The 18517-nt window shown below is 64.4% G+C and carries 16 protein-coding genes; 6 read left to right on the forward strand and 10 right to left on the reverse strand.

Annotated elements, in window-relative coordinates; translation table 11 throughout:
• Positions 1–23 precede the first annotated feature (23 nt).
• Entirely contained in the window at positions 24–1538 is a 1515-nt protein-coding gene (locus Q0D45_RS01210; protein ID WP_293387460.1) for a glycosyltransferase family 39 protein, read from the forward strand.
• Positions 1539–1541: 3 nt separating this feature from the next.
• Here Q0D45_RS01210 and Q0D45_RS01215 read toward each other — a convergent pair whose 3' ends face one another.
• Both Q0D45_RS01215 and Q0D45_RS01220 read right to left on the reverse strand, forming a co-directional pair.
• Positions 1542–2861, reverse strand: coding sequence for a nitrate/sulfonate/bicarbonate ABC transporter ATP-binding protein (locus Q0D45_RS01215; protein ID WP_293387462.1), 1320 nt, complete (start codon positions 2859–2861; stop codon positions 1542–1544).
• 10 nt (positions 2862–2871) lie between these two features.
• Entirely contained in the window at positions 2872–4602 is a 1731-nt protein-coding gene (locus Q0D45_RS01220; RefSeq protein ID WP_293387464.1) for an ABC transporter permease subunit, read from the reverse strand.
• A 627-nt stretch (positions 4603–5229) separates the two neighbouring features.
• Here Q0D45_RS01220 and pdhA point away from each other — a divergent pair.
• From pdhA to Q0D45_RS01245, 5 genes are all read left to right on the forward strand, one after another.
• Positions 5230–6351, forward strand: coding sequence for a pyruvate dehydrogenase (acetyl-transferring) E1 component subunit alpha (pdhA, locus tag Q0D45_RS01225; protein ID WP_293387466.1), 1122 nt, complete (start codon positions 5230–5232; stop codon positions 6349–6351).
• A 72-nt stretch (positions 6352–6423) separates the two neighbouring features.
• Complete coding sequence (locus tag Q0D45_RS01230; RefSeq protein WP_366946300.1) at positions 6424–7410, forward strand: alpha-ketoacid dehydrogenase subunit beta; 987 nt, start codon at positions 6424–6426, stop codon at positions 7408–7410.
• Between the two features lie 31 nt (positions 7411–7441).
• Complete coding sequence (locus tag Q0D45_RS01235) at positions 7442–8638, forward strand: dihydrolipoamide acetyltransferase family protein (protein WP_293387470.1); 1197 nt, start codon at positions 7442–7444, stop codon at positions 8636–8638.
• 113 nt (positions 8639–8751) lie between these two features.
• The gene (locus tag Q0D45_RS01240) at positions 8752–9321 is read left to right on the forward strand and encodes an ANTAR domain-containing protein (RefSeq protein WP_293387472.1); all 570 of its coding nucleotides are present in this window, start codon (positions 8752–8754) and stop codon (positions 9319–9321) included.
• A complete protein-coding gene (locus Q0D45_RS01245; protein ID WP_293387474.1) occupies positions 9318–10373 on the forward strand; it encodes a CmpA/NrtA family ABC transporter substrate-binding protein in 1056 nt (351 codons plus the stop codon). Before Q0D45_RS01240 ends, Q0D45_RS01245 begins: the two co-directional genes overlap by 4 nt.
• Before the next feature lie 21 nt (positions 10374–10394).
• Here the strand turns inward: Q0D45_RS01245 and Q0D45_RS01250 are convergent, their stop codons facing one another.
• From Q0D45_RS01250 to Q0D45_RS01285, 8 genes are all read right to left on the reverse strand, one after another.
• On the reverse strand, positions 10395–11441 hold the full coding sequence (locus tag Q0D45_RS01250) for an FAD:protein FMN transferase (protein ID WP_293387476.1): 1047 nt from the start codon (positions 11439–11441) through the stop codon (positions 10395–10397).
• Between the two features lie 4 nt (positions 11442–11445).
• Positions 11446–12330, reverse strand: a complete 885-nt coding sequence (locus Q0D45_RS01255) for a PepSY-associated TM helix domain-containing protein (RefSeq protein ID WP_293387478.1) — start codon at positions 12328–12330, stop codon at positions 11446–11448.
• Between the two features lie 4 nt (positions 12331–12334).
• Positions 12335–12823, reverse strand: coding sequence for an FMN-binding protein (locus Q0D45_RS01260; protein ID WP_293387480.1), 489 nt, complete (start codon positions 12821–12823; stop codon positions 12335–12337).
• Positions 12824–13124: 301 nt separating this feature from the next.
• Positions 13125–13604, reverse strand: a complete 480-nt coding sequence (locus Q0D45_RS01265) for a group 1 truncated hemoglobin (protein ID WP_293387482.1) — start codon at positions 13602–13604, stop codon at positions 13125–13127.
• A gap of 59 nt (positions 13605–13663) precedes the next feature.
• On the reverse strand, positions 13664–14737 hold the full coding sequence (locus tag Q0D45_RS01270; protein ID WP_293387484.1) for a DUF3034 family protein: 1074 nt from the start codon (positions 14735–14737) through the stop codon (positions 13664–13666).
• Between the two features lie 305 nt (positions 14738–15042).
• Positions 15043–16293 carry a CmpA/NrtA family ABC transporter substrate-binding protein gene (locus Q0D45_RS01275; RefSeq protein WP_293387486.1) on the reverse strand — a complete coding sequence of 417 codons (1251 nt, stop codon included), beginning with the start codon at positions 16291–16293 and terminating at the stop codon, positions 15043–15045.
• 17 nt (positions 16294–16310) lie between these two features.
• Positions 16311–16988 (reverse strand): ANTAR domain-containing protein, encoded by a 678-nt coding sequence (locus Q0D45_RS01280; protein ID WP_293387488.1) that lies wholly within the window; start codon positions 16986–16988, stop codon positions 16311–16313.
• A 127-nt stretch (positions 16989–17115) separates the two neighbouring features.
• Positions 17116–18444 carry an OmpA family protein gene (locus Q0D45_RS01285; protein WP_293387490.1) on the reverse strand — a complete coding sequence of 443 codons (1329 nt, stop codon included), beginning with the start codon at positions 18442–18444 and terminating at the stop codon, positions 17116–17118.
• Positions 18445–18517 lie beyond the last annotated feature (73 nt).

Here is an 18517-nt window from a genome sequence, read left to right on the forward strand (position 1 = left end):
GCAATAACCCGAAACCGACGCCCTTGGCCGCTTCCCCGATTCCGCTGCCCGCCCGTCCGCACGACACTCGCGGCCTGCTGCCGCTGCTGGCGATCATCGTCCTGCTGACGGCCTGGCGAGCGCTGGCGATCGCGGCCAGCGGCCTGGACCTGTATGTCGACGAAGCGCAGTACTGGACCTGGTCGCAGGCGCTGGCCTGGGGTTATTTCTCGAAGCCACCGATGATCGCGGCAGTGATCGCGGCGACGACCTCGGTCTGCGGTGACGGCGAACTCTGCGTGAAGTCCGGCGCGCTGCTGCTCTACCCGTTCACCACGATGCTGATCTGGGCGATCACCCGGCGGCTGTTCGATGCCCGCACCGCGTTCTGGGCGGCGATCGTGTTCATCACCCTGCCCGGCGTGGCGCTGTCGAGCGTCATCATCTCCACCGACGTGCCGCTGTTCCTGTGCTGGGCGGCGGCGTTGTACGCCTATCTGAAAGCGCTCGACAGCGATGCCTGGGGCTGGTGGCTGGCCGCCGGCATCGCCAGCGGCCTCGGTCTGCTGACCAAGTACACGATGGCGATCTTCGCGATCTCGGTGCTGCTGCATCTGGCGATCACGCCGGGGCTGCGCCGGCATTTCCGCAGCCCGAAGCTGTACGTCACCGCCGCACTGGCCGCGCTGGTGTTCGCGCCGAACCTGATCTGGAACGAGCAGAACGGCTGGCCGACCTTGGGCCACACGGCTCAGATTTCCGGACTCGAAGGTGGTTTGAACGGCGGCCAGCACGGCCTGAACTGGAAATCCTTCGGTGATTTCATCGCCGGCCAGCTCGGCATTCTCGGCCCGGCGCTGTTCATCGCCTGGCTGGTGCAGCTTGCGGCTGCGCGCCAATGGATACGGGACGAGCGCTATCGCCTGCTCGCCTGCTTCGCGCTGCCGTTTCTCGGCGCGATCACCGCGCAGTCGCTGATCGGCCGCGCCAATGCCAACTGGGCGGCGATGGCCTATGTCGGTGGCACGATCTTCGTCGTCGCCGGGCTGGTCGAGACGCAACGGATGAAGCTGCTGATCGCGGCACTGGCGCTGAACCTGATCGTCACCGCCATCGCCTATCACTTCGACGCGCTGGCGCAGGTCGCCGGCATCGAACTGAACCGGAAGAATGATGTGCTGAACAAGCGGGTCCGCGGCTGGCGCGAATACGGCGAAGCGCTGGCGGCGCGGCAGGCGGCCTATCCGGACAGCATCCTGCTCGGCGATGCCCGCGATCTGATTGCCGAAGCGCGCTACTACGCCGGCCCTGCAGGCGCCGCGATGCTCAAGTGGAACCCCGCGCACAAGGCCGATGACTACTACGCGATGTCGACGACCATGGCCGGGCTCGAAGGCCGGGATTTCCTGTTCGTGTCGCGCGACGCGGCGCTGCCCGCAAACACTGCCGGCCGCTTCGAAGAGACGGCCGAGATCGAACCGATCCACATCGCGATTCATCCTGACTACGCGCTCGATTTCCACGTCTGGCGACTGCGCGGCTGGCGCGGCGAGCCGTGAATATCAACGGGCGCTAGGCACCGGCTCCAGCGCAAACATCTCGGTCTGCTCGTCGTAGTCGAAGAGGTTGCCGTAGCGCGCCCAGCCGATGACTGCTTTCAGGGTGGTGTCGGCGAACTTGGCCGACATGTAGTCCTGCAGCTCTTCCTGAAAACGCAGCGCCGGCGCGACATGGCTGGGCCGATCATCAAGCACGCGGTGGATGTGCGCAGCCAGCGCGACGTAGCTGATCAGATGCTCCCTGAACAACTGCTGCCGCACCTGCGGATCGCCGACCGCGAAGCGCTGACCGCGCTCACTGAGCGTGATGTCGCCTTCGGCCAGTTCGGCGAAGCGCAATAGCTGCAGGGTTTCGGCAATCGGCAGCAATTCATCGGATGGCATCTGCAGCGCCTCGGCGAGCGCCGGCAGATCGGCGCGCCCCGCGTAAGGCGCCGAGGCCAGTGCCTCGATGAAGCCTGACAGCAGATTGGTGGAGATCTGCGGCAGCACGGTGCCGATGCCGGTGCCCGGGAACAGTTCGTTGCGGGTGTTGCTGCGGACATCGCTGCGCGCCGTCATCCGCGTGTAGATGTCATCGACCAGACGGCGGAAGCTCGGGTCCTGACGGCTGCGCGGCTGCGGCAGCGATACCGTGATCTCGCCGATCACCCGGCCCGGGTTGGACGAGAAGATCAGGATGCGGTCGCACATCAGCACCGCTTCCTCGATGTTGTGGGTGACCATCAGGATCGACTTGATCGGCAGCTGACCCTCGCCCCAGAGATCGAGCAGATCGGTGCGCAGGGTTTCGGCGGTGAGCACGTCGAGTGCCGAGAACGGCTCGTCCATCAGCAGGATCTGCGGATGGACGACCAGCGCCCGGGCGAAGCCGACCCGCTGACGCATGCCGCCGGACAGCTCTCGCGGATAAGCCGATTCGAAGCCGCGCAGGCCGATCAGCTGGATCGCCGCGAGGCTGCGCTTGTGGCGCGCGGCCGGTTCGATGCCGAGCGCTTCCAGCCCCAGTTCGACGTTCTCGAGCACGGTGAGCCAGGGGAACAGCGCGAAGCTCTGGAACACCATGGCGACTTCGCTGACCGGCCCGGTGATCGGCCGGCCGTTGCATTGCACGCGGCCGCTGCTCGGGCGAATCAGGCCGGCCGCGATGCGCAGCAGGGTCGATTTGCCCGAGCCGGAACGGCCGAGCAGGCCGACGATCTCGCCGCGCCGCAGGCGCAGATCGACCTTGTCGAGCACCACCAGCGGGGTGTCGCGGCCCTTGTCGTAGTGCTGGCAGACGTCGCTCAGGTCGAGCAGGGTCTGGTCGGTGACGGTCTGCATGGGATGGGTCCTAGTCGATCCGCAGACGCTGTTCGGCGTAGCGGTACAGCGGGCGCCAGAGCAGGCGATTGCAGAGAATCACGAACATCGACATGGTCGTGACGCCCAGCACGATGCGCGGGAAATCACCGGCTTCGGTGGCCTTGGCGATGTAGGCGCCGAGGCCATGAGCGGTCAGCTGGGTGTTACCCCAGCTGACGTACTCGGCGACGATGCTGGCGTTCCACGATCCGCCGGTGGCGGTCACCGCGCCGGTGAGATAGGCCGGGAAGATCGCCGGCAGGATGAACTTGCGCCACCACAGCCAGCGGCTCAGGCGCAGATTGGCCGCCGCCTCGAGCAGATCGTTGGGAATGGCTCGGGCACCGGCGATGACGTTGAACAGGATGTACCACTGGGTGCCGAGCACCATCAGCGGGCTCAGCCAGATATCCGGATGGGCGTTGAAATGGACGATGCCGACCACCGCCACCGGAAACATCAGATTGGCCGGGAACGCCGCCAGAAACTGAGCCACCGGTTGCACGCGATCGGCCCAGCGTGGATGCAGGCCGATCCACACACCGATCGGCACCCAGATCAGGCTGGTCAGCGCCACCAGCAGCAGCACTCTGACGAAGGTGATCAAGCCAAGCCCCAGTGCGTTGAACGCATCGCCGAGCGCCAGGGTCATCGAGGCATAGGCGACGATCGCCCATAGCGAATACAGCGCTCCGGCGATCACCGCGGCCAGCCACGCGCGGTCGATCCAGCGGTTGGTCCGCACCGAGATCACCGGCAGCGGCAGACGCTCGGCGCGAACATCGAGCCGCCGCGTCCGCAGCCAGAGCCAGCCCTTGCGCAGCGGGCTCAGCAAGCTGGCCACGGCGCGGGTGCGGCGCATCCATTCCAGCAGCCAGCTGCGCGGGCTGTCCTGGCCGGCAGTCTGGTCGAGGCGGAACTTGTCCGCCCAGGCGACGATCGGCCGGAACAGCAGCTGGTCGTAGGCGACGATCACCAGCAGCATCGCCAGCAGCGCCCAGGCGATGCTGCTGAGGTCCTTCTGGACGATCGCCGCCGCCACATAGGAGCCGATGCCGGGCAAGGTCAGCGTCTGGTTGCCGACGGTGATCGCTTCGGCCGCGACCACGAAGAACCAGCCGCCGGACATCGACATCATCATGTTCCAGACCAGGCTCGGCGTTGCATACGGCACTTCGAGCCGCCAGAAACGCTGCCAGGCCGACAGCTGGAAACCCTTCGACACCTCGATCAGATCGCGCGGCACGGCGCGCAGCGACTGATAGAAGCTGAAGGTCATGTTCCAGGCCTGGCTGGTGAAGATCGCGAAGATCGCCGCGCACTCCGCACCCAGCGCACTGCCCGGAAACAGCGCCAGGAAGCCAGCCACCGTGAACGACAGGAAGCCGAGGATCGGCACCGATTGCAGGATGTCCAGAGTCGGCACCAGCAGCAGCTCGGCGCGCCGGCTCTTGGCCGCGAGCGTGCCGTAGATCAAGGTGAACAGCAGCGCCAGCGACAGCGCGATCAGCATCCGCAAGGTGGTACGCAGCGCGTACTCGGGCAGCTGCCAGGGATCGAGCGCCAGCGGCGCCTGCTCCAGCTGCGCCAGCGATTCGTGGATGGCCTCGCGGGCGCCATCGGCCAGTGCGACCAGCACGCCGACGGCGATCAGCAGCACCAGCAGATCCCAGATATTGGGAAGCAGGCGGCGGTGAATCGATGCGGTGGGCTGGTTCATGCCATCGACTCACGAAAATCCACAAAGAATCCGCACACTGCCACGGGATTGGTGACGCCTAGACAGCCGGCTGCAACAGGCGTTCCGTATGGAAGCATCACCCCGGTTTGCCATCGACCAGGGCCATCCGTCCCGATGGCGAGAAGACCATGCTCGCGCCCGGAAAAAGCCTCCGGCCCCTCGCGTTGTTCTGGGTCTTGCTGTGCCCCGCGCTGGCCTGGGCCGGGCGGCAATTTCGAAATCGCCGTCGGCGGCATACGCCAGCATCCGCAGGATCAGCGCTGGCAATCGCAGCTGCTGGTGCAAGAAAGACCCTGTTCAAGGAGAGGAGCGGGCAATGGCCGCCCCATTTGACGCGACGATTAAGGCAGCAATGGGCAAAAACGATCCCGCCCCGAAGGGTTGCGGCCCCAAGTAATGTTCTTGGGCCGCCGGGACTTCGTTGCGAACCTTGACCACAGGTAGGCTATGGCCTGCGCTGCGCGCCTCGCCCGGCGGCCCAGTGAGACTATTTGGGACCTGCAACGCAGCGATCAAAGCAATTGATAACAGGCCCTATTCGCGTGCTAACGTCGGCCATCGTTGAGTCGCGGTCCGCGGTCGGGGCTGCGCTCGCCCCCCAACGCGGTGAAGCTCTTGAACCATGACAGCAAGGCGACAACTCGGATCGCCAGCTACGAGATTTTCCGGACCCAATACCTGAACCCCGATGGCAGCCTGATCGCCGATCCACCCGCTTTCACCAAGGATCGCGAGCAGGCGCGGGCGATGTACGCGCTGATGCTGCGCACCCGGCTGTTCGACAAGAAAGCGGTGGCGCTGCAGCGCACCGGCCAGCTCGGCACCTATGCCGCCGTGCTCGGCCAGGAAGCGATCGGTGTCGCCATCGGTCACAGCTTGGCCGACGACGACATCTTCATTCCCGGCTATCGCGAATACGCCGCACAGTTCGCGCGCGGCGTGCCGCTGCGCGCCATCCTGCAGTACTGGGGTGGCGACGAACGCGGCATGGACTATCCGGCCGGCACGCCGGCCCATCACGATTTTCCGCTGTCGGTACCGATCGCCACCCAGGTGCCGCACGCGATCGGTGTCGCCTATGCGATGAAGCTCAGAGGCGAAAAGCGCGTGGTGCTCGCCTCCTGCGGCGACGGCGCAACGTCGAAGGGCGATTTCTACGAAGCGGTCAGCTCGGCGAAAATCTGGAATCTGCCGATCGTGTTCCTGATCAGCAACAACGGCTGGGCGATCTCGATGCCCAGCCACCGCCAGACCGGCGCCCAGACTTTCGCCCAGAAAGGCCTGGCCGGCGGCATCAACGGCGAACAGGTCGACGGCAACGATGTGATCGCCACGCGCGCGGTGTTGTCCGCCGCGATCGAACGGGCCCGCAATGGCGAAGGCCCCAGCCTGGTCGAAGCGCTGACCTATCGCCTGCACGACCACACCACGGCCGACGACGCCCGCCGCTATCGCCCCGAAGCCGAAGTGACCGCGGCCTGGGAACGCTGCCCGGTGAAGCGCTTCAAGGCCTACATCGAAGCCCAGGGCTTCTGGAATCAGGCGGATGAAGATGCCCTGGTTGCCGAGGGCACTGCGGCGGCGGAAGCGGCGGCGCAGGAATTCCTGAAGCTGAAACCGGCGGCGCCGGAATCGATGTTCGATCACCTGTACGCCAGCTTGCCGAAGGCACTGGAGTGGCAGCGGGATGAGGTGGCTGCTCGCGGCCCCGTGCAGGGAGCCCACTAATGAGCTCGAACGTCCTGTTCAAACACCGCGCCATCCATGGCGCGGACTGTTCAAAAAAGCGGGGTGTTGCCCGTGCCTAACATCACTTTGATTGAGGCCGTGAACCTCGCGATGGCCAGCGAGATGCGGCGGGACCCGAATGTCGTCGTGCTCGGCGAGGACATCGGCCGCAACGGCGGCGTGTTCCGCGCCACGCTGGGTCTGCTCGACGAGTTCGGCGAAGGCCGGGTCATCGACACGCCGCTGGCGGAGACCCTGGTCGCGGCGATGGCGATCGGCCTGAGCACGCAGGGCATCAAGGCGGTGGCGGAAATCCAGTTCTCCGGCTTTCTCTATCCCTGCGTCGACCAGGTGGTGAACCACGCGGCGCGCTACCGCAATCGCACCCGCGGCCGGATGTCCTGCCCGCTGGTGATCCGAGCGCCGAACAGCGGCGGCATCCACGCGCCGGAGCATCATTCGGAATCGCTGGAAACCACCTTCGCGCAGATGCCCGGCTTGCGGGTTGTCTGCCCGTCGAGCCCAGCGCGCGCTTACGGCCTTCTGCTGGCGGCGATCCGCGATCCGGACCCGGTGATCTTTCTCGAACCGACCCGGCTCTACCGGCTGTTCAAGCAGCCGGTGGAGGACGATGGCGAAGCGCTGCCGCTGGACAGCTGCTTCATCGACCGCTCCGGAGCCGATCTGACCCTGGTCAGCTGGGGCGCGATGATGCACGACACCCGGCTGGTCGCCGATCAGCTGGCCGAGGAAGGCATCAGCGCCGAAGTGATCGACATCGCCACGCTGAAGCCGCTGGACATGGCCACCATCCTCGCCAGCGTGGCCAAGACCGGCCGCTGCGTGATCGTTTCGGAATCGCCACGTGCTGGCGGCTGGGCTTCGGAAGTGGCGGCGAATCTGGCCGAGCATGGCTTGCTGAGCCTGTTCGCACCGGTGATGCGCGTCGCCGGTTACGACACCGTGATGCCGCTGGCGCAGCTGGAACGCAGCTACATCCCCGATACCGATCGCATCCTGCGCGAAGTGCGCAAGCTGTTCGAGATGGCGCCCAAATGAAGTTCTCCGGGCGTCACAAAGGAGTTCAAGCATGAGCATCTTCAAACTGCCCGACCTCGGCGAAGGCCTGCAGGAAGCGGATATCCGCGAGTGGCACGTCAAGGTTGGCGATGCGGTTACGGTCGATCAGCCGCTGGTCGCGGTCGAAACCGCCAAGGCGGTGGTTGAGGTGCCGAGCCCGCAGACCGGCGTGATCAAGAAGCTGTACGGCGCGGTGGGCGACACGATGGATGTCGGCAAGCCGCTGGTGGAGTTCGAAGGAGAGGACTCAAGCTTTGCGAGCACGGCTCGCATCGAGTCCGAACGCCCGGCCAAGGATGGCATTGCCCCAGCCCAGGACACCGGCGGCGCCCGCAGCGGTGCAATCACCGATACCGGCACCGTGGTCGGTGCGATGCGCAGCAGCAATGACGTGGTTGCCGAGCAAGTGACCACGGTCGGCAGCGGCGGCGGCGGCCTGAAGGTGATCCCGGCGGTGCGAGCCCTCGCCCATCGCTTGAACGTCGATCTCACGATCGTCACGCCGAGCGGCCCGGACGGCATGATCACCGCCGTCGACGTACAACGCGTGCACAAGATCCTCACCGAGATCGGGCCGATCGAGAAGCTGAAAGGCCCGCGCAAGGCGATGTCGCGCGCGATGAGTCAGGCGCGCGACGAAGTGATGCCGACCACCGTCACCGAGGACGCCGTCCTCCACGCCTGGACCACGCCGCAAGACCTTACCGTGCGCCTGATCCGCGCAATCGTCGCTGGCGTCAAGGCTCAGCCGGCGCTCAACGCCTGGTACGACCAGGGCGAGATCGGCCGCCGGGTGCTGGAGAAGATTCATTGCGGCATTGCTGTCGACACCGCGGACGGGCTGTTCGTCGCCGTCCTGCAGGACGTTGCCAGCCGCACGCCGGACTCGTTGCGCCGGGGCCTGCAGAAGATGAAGGAGGCGGTGCGAGCCCGGAACGTGCCGGCCGAGGAACTGCGCGGCTACACGATCACCCTGTCGAACTTCGGCCAGTTCGGCGGCAAGTACGCCACCCCGGCGATCCTGCCGCCTACCGTCGCCATCGTCGCCGCTGGTTCGCTGCGCGATGCGGTGGTGCCGGTCAACGGCCAGATCGTGATCGCGAAGATCCTGCCGCTGTCGGTCAGCTTCGATCACCGCTGTGTCACCGGCGGCGAAGCGACCCGTTTCCTGGCCGGCTTGATCGCCGATCTGGAACTGGCGGAGTAGACAGGCAGCAGCCAGCAAACCTCAGCGAAAACGTCCAGAATCCGCGCCCGCATCGCTCACGGCGCGGATTTTGCTCACAGCATTTTCACTTACGGTCATGCGGGTTTTCTGACGTGCGAGTGGTCCTGGTCGATGATGATGGCGGGCGTCTCGCCCTGCTGGACGAGGCCATGCGCGCGGCTGGACATCAGGTGGTGGGCCGCCTCGCGCCGGATGGCGATCTGGTTGCCGCCGTCGACCTGCTGCAGCCGGACATCGTGCTGATCGATGTCGACAGCCCCAGCCGCGACACTCTCGAATCACTCGGCCAGATCAGCCGCGACCGGCCACGGCCTATCGTTCTGTTCGCCCAGCATTCCGATGCCGAAACCATCCGCCGGGCGATGAAGGCCGGTGTCTCGGCGTATGTCGTCGATGGCCTCAGCGCCGCGCGGCTGGCGCCGGTGATCGAAGTGGCGATCGCCCGCTTCCAGGAATACCAGACGCTGCGCGAGGAGCTGAGCTCGACCAAGCTCAAGCTCGCCGACCGCCGCGATGTCGAAAAAGCCAAGGGACTGCTGATGAAGCGCAAGGGAATCGACGAGAACGCCGCCTACGAAGCATTGCGGCGCATGGCGATGGATCGCAATCTGCGGCTCGGCGACATCGCCCGCTCGCTGATCGCCGCCGCGGATCTGCTGTGAGCGGCCCGATCCCGCTGAAGCTCGGCCTGCTGCCGCTGGCCGATGCGGCGCCGCTGTTCGTGGCTCGCGAATGCGGCTATTTCGCTGGCCAGGGGCTGGATGTGAGCCTGAGCGTCGAAGCGTCCTGGGCCGGCCTGCGCGACAAGCTCGCCGCCGGCATGCTCGATGCCGCCCAGCTGCTGGCGCCGATGCCGCTGGCCGCGCAGCTCGGCGTCGACCGCCTCGGCGTGCCGTTGGAAACCGCGCTGACCCTGAGCCGCAACGGCAACGCGATCACCGTGTCGAACGCGCTGCATCGCCGGCTCGATTCCCCTGCCCCGGAACCGATCGCCACCGGTGCGGCACTGAAGCGGGTGATCGACGAGGATCGTGCCGCCGGCCGGCCACTGCGCAGCTTCGCCCACGTGTTCCCGTTCTCGACCCACCACTACCTGCTGCGCGACTGGCTGGCCGATGCCGGCATCGATCCGGACCGCGACGTGAAGCTGGTGGTGGTGCCGCCGCCGCTGGTGCTGAAAGCGCTGCGCGACGGCCGCATCGACGGTTATTGCGTCGGTGCGCCCTGGGGCTATGCGGCCGAGGTCGAAGGCATTGGCCAGCGCCTGCTCGCCACGCATACCATCCGCCCCGGCTGCGCCGAGAAAGTGCTTGGCGTCACTGGCGACTGGGCGAAGCACCAGCCGGACGCACATCTGGCGCTGGTCGCGGCGCTGATCGAAGCCGGACGCTGGCTGGAACAGCCGGGCAATCGCGCGGCGGCGGCGCAGATGCTGATCGACGCCAAGCTTGTCGGTGCGCCGGACGAATGCCTGCGTGCCGCGCTGCGTGACGATCACGATGATCTGCTCAGCCCGCAGTTCATCTTTGGTGCGGGCGAGATGCTGCTGCCGCACCATGACGATGCACGCTGGTTCCTGCGCCAGATGCAGCGCTGGGGCCAGACTGGCGATGCCGTGGATATCGAAGGCACCGTGCTGGCCAGCTATCGCCTGCAATTGCACGATCAGGCCAGCAGCCGCGCCACTTCGGTCGCGACGCCGCTGCTTCAGTAGGCCCAAGCAGCGTCGCCGGCTTCAGCCAACGACGCGAATGTTCATTTCCCGCTTCCAGGACAGCTCTGCGGCGAGCATCGGCGTCACCTGTGCGTCGCCATCGCTGGTCAGCGCCAGCACCCGATCCAGACCCAACTGATGGGCCAGCGCCGGCCAGTGCTGCGGGCCGGCCACGAACAGTGCGGCACCGGCGGCATCGGCCATCGCGCCATCGGCATGCACCACGGTCAACGAGCGCAGACCTTCCGCCGGCCAGCCGCTCAGCGGATCGAGCAGATGTGAGTAGCGGCGACCCTGATGTTCGAAAGCACGCTGCTCGTCGCCGTGGGTGACCACCGAGCGTTCGCCCGGCTGCACGCTGGCCAGCACGTACTCCTGTTCGCCGCCATCGAAAGGATCGCGGATGCCGACTCGCCACGGACGGCCATCCCGGTAGCCGCGCGCGCCGACATGGCCGCCAGCATCGATGGTGGCATCCGGAAAGCCGGCGCGAGCCAGCAGGTCGAGCATCTGATCGACGATGAAGCCCTTGCCGATAGCCCCGAAATCCCAGGCCACGTTCGGCGCCGGGCCGTAGCTGGCGCCGCCGTCGTATTCGGGGGCCGCGTGCAGCGCCTCGATCAGTGTTTCGATGTCGTCTGCCTCGGGCGGCGCGCTGCGCAGCCGCGCTGGATCGTCAAAGCCCCAGAGGCGGACCAGGGCGGCGACACGCGGCTCGAACTGGCCGCGACAGGCTTCGCGGATCGCCCAGGCCTTGGCGAACAGATCCTTCAGCACCGGCGGCACGGTCGCAGTGCGGCCGGCGAGCAATTTCTGGTTGAACGCCGACAGGGCACCGGGCCCCCAGGCCCAGGCATCGCGGCCGAAAGCGATCATGTCCCGCTGCACTTCGGTCATCACCCGGTCGACTTCGCGGCGCGAGCGACGGTTCGACACCACGGTCACCGTGATGGTCGTGCCCATCGCCAGATAGCGCTGGCGATAGGTGGTCTGCCGGGCCAGGAAATGGCTGACCGCATTCGCACCGGGCTGCGTGTCCCGTGCGTGCCGCAGCTGCGGTCTGACCATGATGTCAGCCACCGTTGGCCGCCTTGCGTCGGCTCTGGCGAATGCGCCACCAGGTCCAGACGCCGCTGATCGACAGCATCAGCGCCAGCACCCCGATGATGGTGATGATCCAGGCTCCGACGACGCCGAACAGGCGGCCGCTGTGGAGATCGATCAGCACCTGTTCGACGAGGATCGATGGCCGGGCGAACTGTTCGATATTGCTGCGCTGCTCGGCCGGCAAGGGCTTAGGCTCCGACCAGGTCACCGACTGCGGCAGCACCGGCACCCAGGTATTGCCGCCGTCGCTGCTTTCATAGGCATCGTAATCCTGTACGGCGATCGCGCCGGCAGCGGTGACGCCGATGCGGCGCACCGCCGCGATCGGCAGCACCGGCGGACGCAGTTCATCGATCCGTTCACCAGCCATCGTGGTGATCACCAGACTTTCCGGCGTGCCGATATAGAGCTGCGTGCCGGCAGGCCCGGCGAGCGATACGAATCCGACCGGCGCCGGCAGCCTCGGCGATACCTCCTTGGCATCGAGCAGCGTGTTTTCCTTGGTCGCCGCCATCCAGTGACCCGCAGCCTCGAAGCCCATGCGCGGTGCTTCAGCCCGGAGGCCGTACATCGCCGTCAGCCAATCCCAGCGCAGCCTTGCGGTATCGAAGCCAAGCTCGTTGCTGCGAGTCAACAAGGTGCCGCTGACGCCGAGCCAGAGCACGAAGAAAGCCGCCGTCAGGCCGATGCGCTGATGCCACTGGCGCAGCACCGCAGTCAGGCTGCGTTTCGGTTTCGGCCGCGCCACAACGCCCTTCGCGGAAGTCGGCGCGGCGACTCTGCGCAGACGGCGCACGAGACGCCGGGCCAGATGCGCCGGGCGCGACTTGCTGGTGGATTCGGCGGCCATGGCCTCAGGCCGCTGCCATGCTGTCGAGCACCAGGGCCGTTGCTGCCATGCGTTCCATCATCTTGACCGACAGGGTGGCGCCGGAAATGTTGTCGACGGTCTTGTCGAGCTTGGCACCGGCCAGCTTGGCGCCGGTGATCTTCTTCAGCCACGAGGCTTCGGCAATCTGCTCGCCGCGCGATTCGCGATAGATCAGCACCCGGGCGGAATCGATGCTGCCGTCCTTGACGACGAAACCGGAGGTGGTCAGCTGATAGCCGACCTTGCCGATGTCATCGAGGATCCAGGCGCTGCGGCCATCGGCTTTCCAGTAGCGAAGCTGCGCCTGCGGATAGGCGCGACCGAAAGCGGCACTGAGCTTGCCCTGCGCCGCAGCATCGAGCATCAGCACCTTGGGCGCAGGCGGCGTGCTGCCGAAGACTTCGGTCAGGAAGGCAGTCGGCGTCTGGAAGGTCGTCCACAGATCGGTGGCTCTGCCGAGCGACGGCAGCATCAAGCCCGCGAAGAGGCCGCCGACAGTCCGCAGCAGCGAACGGCGAGATACGGGTTCCAGACCAGTGACGAGGTCCGGAACGGGAAATTGGATGTCTCTGTTTCTGTTGGTCATGATCTCTGGTTCTTTATTTTTAGTGGTGTCCACGGATACGTGGATCGTTTGATTCCATTCGACGCTTGCCGACCGTTCTCGACCGAAATCCGATTGCAAAAGGCCCGGACGCTGCCGACCAGCGCAGAGTCCGGGCAAACGGGTTTCAACGATGCCTAGGGGCTGGCCAGAGCCTTCAGCGACTATTTCAGCGGGTAACGATGGAACGCTTGAACGGTGCTAGAGCAGCAATCAGCTGGTTGCAGGTGTGATACGGGGTACGAAGGTCTTCGCAAGCCAGATAGGCATCTTCGACGACCGCGTTGAACTGGGTCAGGGTGATGCCCATTTCGGCATGAGCCGCACTCATGCTGGCGCCCTGATACTCCACTCCTGGCGCGCCCAGCATCACGGCAACAAGCTGCTGATTAAGCTTGATCTGACGATCAATCTTGCCGTGAGCGGTGAAGATGTAGTTGATGCGGTTGTCCAGCATGATGTACTTGAACAGGCCCTCAACCCAGCGATCCATTCCATACTTGCCACCGAACTTCTCGTACGCGTCCGACGAGATCGGCGGAAAGGTGGACTGGACCTTACCTTCCGGCGTTTCCGAACCAGCGGCGAAGGCCGACAATGACGACAGGCTGAAAGCCGTCGCGAGTACCAATTTGTAGAACGACTTCATGATGACTTCTCCTTGAATGAACAGCACTTAGATTGGGCGATTGGATTCGGATTGGCGACTTAGAAGCTCGCCTGCACCGAGAAATACGCACCGGTCTGCTTAGGGGTCAGAGTGATGTTTCCGAGGTTGGCGTATGCAGCGACGAATGACAGGTTCTTGTTCGGGAAGTAGGCGAAGAACACGTCGTACCAATCGCTTTCGCGCTGGGTCAGCGTGCTGTTGAGGTTGTTCGCCAGATTGCCGACCGGGCCGCCGACGCCGATGTTGTTCAGAGCACCGGTGATCGAGCCAAGCACGGAGGTATCGATGCCGCCGCCTACGGCAACGCCGCGACCGTCAGTGTTCTTGCCGTGCGCTGCGTACTCGGCACCGATCGCCACATTCTTGGCGAGCAGGTAGGCGAACGACACTTCAGGACGGAATTCGCGGCTGTTCTTGTTCGGGCCACCGAAACCGGTCAGACCGGTCTGGTTCGCCGCCGTGTAACGCACAGTGACGTTGAACAGAAGATCGAGCGGGAAGAAGATCTTGGTGATCGCGACATAGGCTTCGAAATCCTTGCGCTTGTTGGCAAGGAGAGTATCCATCAGCGCGCCGTTGTGGTTGATCTTGTAGAAGCCACCGATGGCGACCTGCGGAATCAGCGTGTCCGAGTCATAAATCGATTCACCAAGCACGCGCAGCTTCGCGCCGAAGATATCCATCCGGATCGCCGTGTTGAACGGATCGATGCCGCTATCCTGGATCGCGACGCCAGCCAGCGTGTTGGTCAGCAAGCCAACGGTGTTGAACGTGCTGCCGGTCGGCAACAGATCATAGGCGTAGGAGAGTTCCAGACGATCGTAGAAACCGACCGCGACACCGAGCGAATTCAGACTGTAGTTCGGCAGGTTCGCATAGGTGTAGTGGATGCTGCCGTTGATGCCCTGGTTGGTTTCGTAACCGGCAATGACTGCCCATGGCGTGATACCGCCGCCGGCCGCGCCGTCAGTGATATTGACGCCGCTGGTGGCGAGCACCTTGCCGGCATCATAGATTCCGGCCTGCGCTGCACCGGAGATGGCGAAACCAAGCGTTGCGCACGCGAAGGCAATCGCCGCTTTTTTCCCGCATCCCCTGCTGTAACCGTTCATGCTGACTCCTTTGATATTTTGGATGTGACAATCGATGTAGCTATAAAGACAACCCTGGCGAATCGAAGCCAAAAAAAAGTCCACGGACAGGCTGCATTGCCTGTGCGTGGACTTCGGTGTCCTGGGAACCAGTCAGCATTGGCTGATTCCTGATGTTCGATGCCATCTTTACTGATGACGTGAGTAACCAAGCAATCCGTATGCCACAAAACATTGGAAACTTAGTAAAGCAGTAAATTCTGTGCCACTACTCCATTTCTTCTGACGAACGGTTCAGAGAGCCGCCGTAATCGATCAGAAACAATCTAGGGAGCGACATTCGCCAGCAGCAAGGAAGCCTGGCCGACTGCCGGCAAGCCCAAGGTCTGGCGAGTCAGCCAGCCAATGGGATCGACGGGATCGAATACCGAACCATCGAGCATTCCATCTGCACCAAGACGGATCGATCGACCATCGGCGGAGGGCATGACTGAACCATCTCGGCCATCACCTTCCGTCTTGTAGTCACCGCGTGGACAAGGCTCGCCAATGCTGGCGGCCACTTCGCGATAAAGCTCGCAGCGATAGACCTCGGCAGCGACATCGCTGAAGTTCGGCGCCATCCAGCATTGCCGCCAGCGCAGCATCTGCAACATGAACCACACCGCATGAGAGCGCCACGGAAAGGTCGCTGCGCCACGATGGAACACGATGCCGCCGGTGCGCATTTCCAGTGCCGCTTTCAGGGCCGATGCCGGTGCATCGATCACGCCATCGGCAATCATCTGTTCAGCGGCAACGATGCGGTTCTCCGGTTGATCGAGCCAGCGTGCGGTCTCGATCAGGGCCGCCACCATCGCGCGATGGGTGTTCGGATGGGCGTATGCCCAATCACGGGTCACGCCAAGCACTTTTTCGGGGCTGTTGTTCCAGATCTCGTGCTTGGTGGCCACCGTCATGCCGATACCACGCTGACGTGCCACTTCATTCCAGGGCTCGCCGACGCAATAACCGTCGACCCGCCCGGCATCCAGTTCCTGAACCATCTGCGACGGCGGCACCACACAGAGCTGCACATCGTTGTCGGGATCGATGTTGGCGCTGACCAGCCACATGCGCAGTTCATAGTGATGCGCCGAGAACGGAAACACATGCGCGAACACCAGACGACGATTGCCCTGGGCACGATCGGCCGCAATCAGCTTGGCCAATGCTATCGCCGAGTTGCCGGCATCGACCGGCCCCTCGACCAGTTCCGCGATCCGTTCATGCAGTGAGCGCGACACGATGATCGCGTTGCCATTCAGGCTCAGGTTCATCGCCGTGACCATCGGCACCGCCACACCATCCAGACCGAGCGTTGCCGCGATCGGCATCGGCGCCAGCATCTGGCCACCATCGAGCACGCCGGCAGCCACCTTGTCACGCAAGGCAGCCCAGGCGCGTTCGACACTCAACTCCACATCGAGTCCGTGGCGAGCGAAGAAGCCGTGAGACTTGGCGATCACCAGCGGTGCGGCATCGGCCAGCGGCAACAGCCCCAACCTGAGAGATGTCTTTTCGAGTTTGCTGTGCATAAGGCGCCCGCGGCCTTTCAAAGCACGTCGGAGGCGGCAAGCAGCAGCCTCGCGTAATCACCGATCCGCTGCTTGCGGTCCATGGCCATCTTGCGAAGCATTGCGTATGCCTCGCCTTCGTCGAGCTTGCGCCGCTTCATCAGCAATCCCTTGGCGCGTTCGATATCACGCTGATCGGCGAGCCGGGCGTTGGCGACGGTCAGTTCCTGGCTCAAGGCCTGGTGCACTTCGAAACGGGCGATCGCAACATCGAGCAGCGCGCTGAGCCGGGTCGGATGCAGGCCGTCGACGACATAGGCGCTGACGCCGGCATGCACGGCACGGTGTGCAGTTTCGGCATCGCTGCGTGCTGCGAACAAAACGATCGGCCGGGGTCGTTCGCGATGAATCTGACCCAGTGATTCCAGCGTGTCACGGCTCGGGGCATCGACATCGATGAAGATCACGTCGGGCTGGTGCACGGTGACGCCGGCCAGCAGATCGGCCTGGGTATCGAGCCGCACGACGATCACATGCCCTTCCGCGACCAGGGCCTGTTCGAGCATCAGCAACCGCGAGGCATCGTCATCGACAAGCATCACCCGCAGACCGCGATGCGCCATCTTGCTTGACGGCGACTTGTCGCTGTAGCTGCTGCTTCGCTGAGGCTTCGGCGAAGCGGGTGGCTGCGATGCTTCCAATTTATTGACCTTCATGTCCTGAGGGATCCACGCAGTCATCAATGCCAATCAGCTAGCTGCCGCCCTTGCGGGCGGCAGCGTCCGAACGCTGCAACTGCTGGATACCGGTCGGGTATCCACCACCCCATTCCGATATCCGAACTCAGGGAGCAACCACTACAACCGTGCCGAACATCGTCGGGTGGATGCCACACTTGTATTCGAAAGTGCCGGCAGCCGGATAAGACTTGGTGAACGACTCGCCCTGCTTGATCTTGATGTCCTCACCGGAGAAGGTGACCGTGTGGGTGACGCGATCATTGTTGGTCCAGGTGACCGTGCCGCCAGCAAGCACGGTGACCGTTTTCGGGCTGTACTCGTAGTCGATGATCGATACCGCAGCCGTGGCCGATGCCGCGGCCACCGGTGCTGCGGAAGGCGCGATCACTGCTGCGAGGGCGGTATCGGCAGGCGCCGATTCGGCTCCCGGCGTGATCTCCGGCGGCGCACCCGGCTGCAGCGATTCGACGGCGCCAGCTTCGGGGTTGGAATCGGTCACCGTCAGCTCGACACGGCGATTCAACGCACGGCCTTCGTCGGTATCGTTGCTGGCGATCGCCACGATCTTGCCGTAGCCGACCGAGGTCATGCGATCGGCGCTGATGCCCTTCTGCATCAGGTAGGTACGGACCGACGCTGCACGCGCATCGGACAGCTTCTTGTTGTACTTCACCGAACCCTTGGCGTCGGTATGACCGCCGATCTCGACCTTGATGTCCGGACGCCGCGTCAGTGCTTCCGAAACCTGATCGAGAAGAACCGTGGCGTTGGGTGTCAGCACGGCTTTATCGAACTCGAAGTTGACGCCGCGGAGGACGATGTTGTCGCCCTTCTTGCAACCATCCAGCGAGATCGCCTGGCCTGCCGCAGGCGGCGTGCATGGCGGCGGCGGCGGTGGCGGAGCCGGTGCCTCGACCGCAACCACTTCAACCGGTGGTGGCGGCAGTGGTGGTGCCGGCATGGCCGGCTTCGGCGGATTGCTGCCGAACGGAATACGCAGGCCGATGTTGACTTGCGGCTCGTGATGCTCGAACTGCTGATTGCGGATCAGGCCTTCGGCGCGGATGCCGAAGTACTTGCCGACCATCAGGTCATAGCCAAGACCGTAGTGGTAGTAGGTCTTGCCGCTGCCGAGCACGTCGCCGTGGATGAACAGGCCGCTGCCGGCATCGGTACGAAACAGATAGATATTGGCGCCGATGCCGCCGGCGCCCTGGCTCATGCTGCTCTGCTGATCCTTGGCGCCGAACTTGATGTAGCTGCCCAACAGTTCGAGATCGAAATTGCGGCCCAGATGTGCGCCGACCGCCACGGTGCCACCGATGCCGTCCTTGGTTCCGCGGCCGTCATCGGCGAACACATAGGACCCCATGGGCGCAAAGTAGAACGGCAACACTTCATCGGCGGCGTGAACAACACTCGGGGCGATCATCGTGGTCGCGATCACAGCGGGTATCAGGCGACGGCAAAGATGTTTCATAAGGCTCCAATGGACTCGATCTGTA

This window comes from Nevskia sp., from assembly GCF_023266035.1.
Taxonomy (GTDB): Bacteria; Pseudomonadota; Gammaproteobacteria; order Nevskiales; family Nevskiaceae; genus Nevskia.

What these genes read in the sequence shown, in the direction of transcription:
- Q0D45_RS01215 (WP_293387462.1), bottom strand. Translation starts at nt 2,861, where the DNA reads ATGCAGACCGTCACCGACCAGACCCTGCTCGACCTGAGCGACGTCTGC.
- Q0D45_RS01220 (WP_293387464.1), bottom strand. Translation starts at nt 4,602, where the DNA reads ATGAACCAGCCCACCGCATCGATTCACCGCCGCCTGCTTCCCAATATC.
- Q0D45_RS01235 (WP_293387470.1), top strand. Translation starts at nt 7,442, where the DNA reads ATGAGCATCTTCAAACTGCCCGACCTCGGCGAAGGCCTGCAGGAAGCG.
- Q0D45_RS01250 (WP_293387476.1), bottom strand. Translation starts at nt 11,441, where the DNA reads ATGGTCAGACCGCAGCTGCGGCACGCACGGGACACGCAGCCCGGTGCG.
- Q0D45_RS01255 (WP_293387478.1), bottom strand. Translation starts at nt 12,330, where the DNA reads ATGGCCGCCGAATCCACCAGCAAGTCGCGCCCGGCGCATCTGGCCCGG.
- Q0D45_RS01260 (WP_293387480.1), bottom strand. Translation starts at nt 12,823, where the DNA reads ATGCTGCCGTCGCTCGGCAGAGCCACCGATCTGTGGACGACCTTCCAG.
- Q0D45_RS01265 (WP_293387482.1), bottom strand. Translation starts at nt 13,604, where the DNA reads ATGAAGTCGTTCTACAAATTGGTACTCGCGACGGCTTTCAGCCTGTCG.
- Q0D45_RS01270 (WP_293387484.1), bottom strand. Translation starts at nt 14,737, where the DNA reads ATGAACGGTTACAGCAGGGGATGCGGGAAAAAAGCGGCGATTGCCTTC.
- Q0D45_RS01275 (WP_293387486.1), bottom strand. Translation starts at nt 16,293, where the DNA reads ATGCACAGCAAACTCGAAAAGACATCTCTCAGGTTGGGGCTGTTGCCG.
- Q0D45_RS01280 (WP_293387488.1), bottom strand. Translation starts at nt 16,988, where the DNA reads ATGAAGGTCAATAAATTGGAAGCATCGCAGCCACCCGCTTCGCCGAAG.
- Q0D45_RS01285 (WP_293387490.1), bottom strand. Translation starts at nt 18,444, where the DNA reads ATGATCGCCCCGAGTGTTGTTCACGCCGCCGATGAAGTGTTGCCGTTC.